The following is a 3,166-nucleotide window of genomic DNA, read 5'->3' on the forward strand; positions in this document are numbered from 1 at the left end:
CCGCCGCCCTACGCCAGCAACTGCACCAGCGCATCGGGGTGGCCCCCTCCACCTACCGCCGCACCTTCCACCCCCGCCCCGAGTTGGTCGACACCTGAGTTGGTCGACACCTGAGTCGGTCGGCAGCACCTCCCGGCCCAGCGCGGAACCGATCGTCGCGCTGCCCCAACGCCAGCAGGCACCTTCAGCCGGCCACGCCGCCCGGCGCCGGCACGAGCGCCGGTGAAACGCGCCCGGCCGGGCCGGTAACTCGGGAGAGCGTGATGTCTGTGAGACATCACGATGTCTCACAGACATCACGCTAAGCAGAACGGCCTGCCCCTGCCCGCGCCACACCCGGACGCTGCCGCCCCTGCCCACGCCTCGCCCGGGCACCCGGCGCCCCGGCGCCGGTGACGCGTCTCAGGCGCGGAGGAGTCGGAGTTGGGCCTGGTGTTTGGGGAGGTGGACCCGGGTGTGCAGGTCCAGGGTCCGGGACCAGGGCAGCGGCTCGTCGACGATGAGGTCGAAGCCCTCGCGAAGGTGCGTCTCGACCGGAGTCTCCGCAGCCAGCCCGAGCTGGTCGACCAGCCCGCACAGCCGATCACTGGTGCCGTGCAGCAGCGCCGTCAGTCCACGCAGACCCCCCTGCTCGGCGGCGAGCGCGTCGAGCTGCGGACGGTGCATGTCCTCTTCCAACTCGTAGTACGCGAACGGCGACCCGGCCAGCAGCGCCTCGGTGGCCTGGATCATCAGCTCGTCGTTGGCGACCAGATGCGCGACGATCTGCTCGGCGCTGAGCTGTCCCTGCGGAGCCGGACCGAACCCGCCGGCGTCGACCTCCGCGAACACCGCACCGTAGGCCTGTCGCAACCCCCCGCTCTCCATCCCCCCAGTCAACCCGCCCCGGCGGGACTTAGCGGCGGGATTGGCGGGAGCGGAGGTAGTCGCTGACCACGTACTCGCCCAGGTCGTCGGTGTCTGGGGTGAACATGCGTCCCCGGCTACGGCGGGCCACCGCGTCGACGAAACGCCGCAGACCCGGGTCGTCGCCGAGCATGAACAGGTTGAGCGTGGCGCCGTAGCGGCTCAGCCGGTCCACCTCACGGACCGTCGCCTCGATCGTCTCCGGCAGCGGCGGCCAGTGGAACAGCGCCTCCCCGTCGTCCGGGTCCAGGTGGGCGGTCGGCTCGCCGTCGGTGACCACCAGCACGACCGGCTCGGCGTCCGGGTGCCGGCGCAGGTGCCGGCCCGCCAACCGCAGCGCGTGCTGCAGGTTGGTGCCCTGCTCCATGTCCGGCTCCACGGCCGCCAACTCATGCTGGGTGAGCGTCATCGCCTCCCGCCCGAAGCCGACGATCTGCAGGGCGTCCTGCGGAAAGCGCGTCTCCATCAGGTGAGCCAGCGCCAGCGCCGTCTGCTTCATCGGCCCCCAACGACCCTGCGAGATCATCGAGTACGACAGGTCGACGCAGAGCACCACAGCGGCCGAGGCCCGCTTCTCGGTCTCCACCACCTCGAAGTCGTCCACCGCGAGCTGCACCGGGACCGTCGGCCCGGCCCGGCTGACCGCCCGGGTCAACGTCCGGACTACGTCCAACGGCTGCTCATCGCCGTACTCCCAGGGCCTGGACGCGCCGCTGACCTCGCCCGCCGCACCGGCCGAGCGCAGGTCGTGCTGGCCGCGCGGCCCGGCGGTCAGGTCGGCGAAGACCCGCCGCAGCGCGGTTCCGCCCAGCCGGCGCAGCGCCTTCGGGCTCAGCGTGAGCCCTTCCGCGTCCCGGCTCACCCACCCCTGGCGGCGCAGCTCCCGCTCCAGATCGCGCAGCCGCCGAACGTCGTCGGCCGCGTCCCGGCCCAGCGTGCGGGCCACCGCGTCGACGTCCACGTCATCGAGCGTCGCCCCCGGGTGTTCCTGGTCGAGCTGGTCCAGCAGGTCGTCCAGCTCGCCGATCTCACCCAGCGCGCCGGCCGCGTCGGCGTAGTCCAACGGCTGGTCGCCGCGGACCCGCTCGCCCCGCCCCCAGCGCAGATCGGGTCGCAGCGCCCGCAGGTTCGCGTCGAGAGCTGACATCTCCCCCGCGAGGCGATCGCCGAGCGACTGCTGCATCAGCCCGGACAGCTCGGCGCGCTGCCGCTCCGACAGCGAGTTCATCAGCCGCTCACCCGCCGCCGCCCGGCGGGCCAACACGTCGATCAACTCGTCGACGGTCTCCGGCTGCTCCGGGAAGAAGTCGCCGTGCCGGCGCATGAACTCGGCGAACGCGTCGGTGGTGTCCTCCGCGCGACCGTGCCGGGCGAGCAGGTCGTTCAGGTCGCCCATCATCTCGGCGAGCCGCTGCTGGGCGGCCGGGTCGGCGGAGGCGCGCACCGCCTCGCGCAGCCCGGCGAAGCGCTGGCCGAGCACGTCATCGCGGAGCTGGTCGAGGATCTGCTGGTACGAACGGCGGGCGTCGTCGCTGGCCCACTGGTAGCCGGACAGCTCCTGCACCGCCCGCGCGGTCGAGCGGGGAAGATTGTCCAGCACCGCCTCGGCGAACCGCGCGGCGTCGTCGTCACGACCTCGCAGCTCGTCCCGTTCGGCGGCGAGGGCCTGGTCGAGCAGGGCCTGCGCCCTGGTCACCGCGCCGTCCAGGTCACCCCGGCGCATCGCCTCGCGGCGCAGTCGTCGCGCCCGGGCGGCCAGGTCGTCCAGGCCACCCCGCCCCTGCGGACCACGGCGCAGCAGGTCGCGCAGCGCCTCCCGCAGGCTGCCACCGGCCAGCACCTCCGCACCGACCGCGTCCACCGCCTCGCGCACGTCGTACGGGGGTGCGAGCGGGTCGGGCCCGCCGTTCCACTGCCCGTAACGGAACCGGTTACCGGCCACCGTCAGCCCCGACCGCCGTAGACGGTGCGCCCCGAGTCGGTGACGTCCTTGCCGAGCCGGCGGGTCAGGTGCAGCCCTTCCAACACGAACTCGACGCCGGCGGCGGCCTCCTCCGAGGTGGGCGCGTCACCCAGGCCGAGCCGGTCCAGGACCTTCGCCAACCCGGGCACGGTGCCGACCTGGCGCAACAGCTCAGCGGCGCTGACCAGCTCGCCGGTCTCGATCGCGGCGCCGTCCTCGACCAGGGCGGTGAACCCGGACAGGTCCAACCCGGCGAGGTGGGCCCGGAACGTCTCGGCGGTCGCGGTACGCAGCAGG

At 73.3% G+C, this 3,166-nt stretch carries 2 protein-coding genes and 1 pseudogene; all 3 read right to left on the bottom strand.

Annotation, left to right across the window (positions count from 1 at the left end; all coding sequences use genetic code 11):
- Positions 1-402: 402 nt before the first annotated feature.
- On the bottom strand, positions 403-867 hold the full coding sequence (locus KBX53_RS27345; RefSeq protein WP_030331453.1) for a hypothetical protein: 465 nt from the start codon (positions 865-867) through the stop codon (positions 403-405).
- A gap of 28 nt (positions 868-895) precedes the next feature.
- On the bottom strand, positions 896-2,848 hold the full coding sequence (locus tag KBX53_RS27350; protein ID WP_030331455.1) for a VWA domain-containing protein: 1,953 nt from the start codon (positions 2,846-2,848) through the stop codon (positions 896-898).
- 2 nt (positions 2,849-2,850) lie between these two features.
- Positions 2,851-3,166: pseudogene (locus tag KBX53_RS27355) on the bottom strand (magnesium chelatase); the annotation flags it as partial.

Origin of the sequence: Micromonospora sp. M51 (assembly GCF_018070305.1) — a bacterium.
GTDB lineage: Bacteria > Actinomycetota > Actinomycetes > Mycobacteriales > Micromonosporaceae > Micromonospora > Micromonospora parva.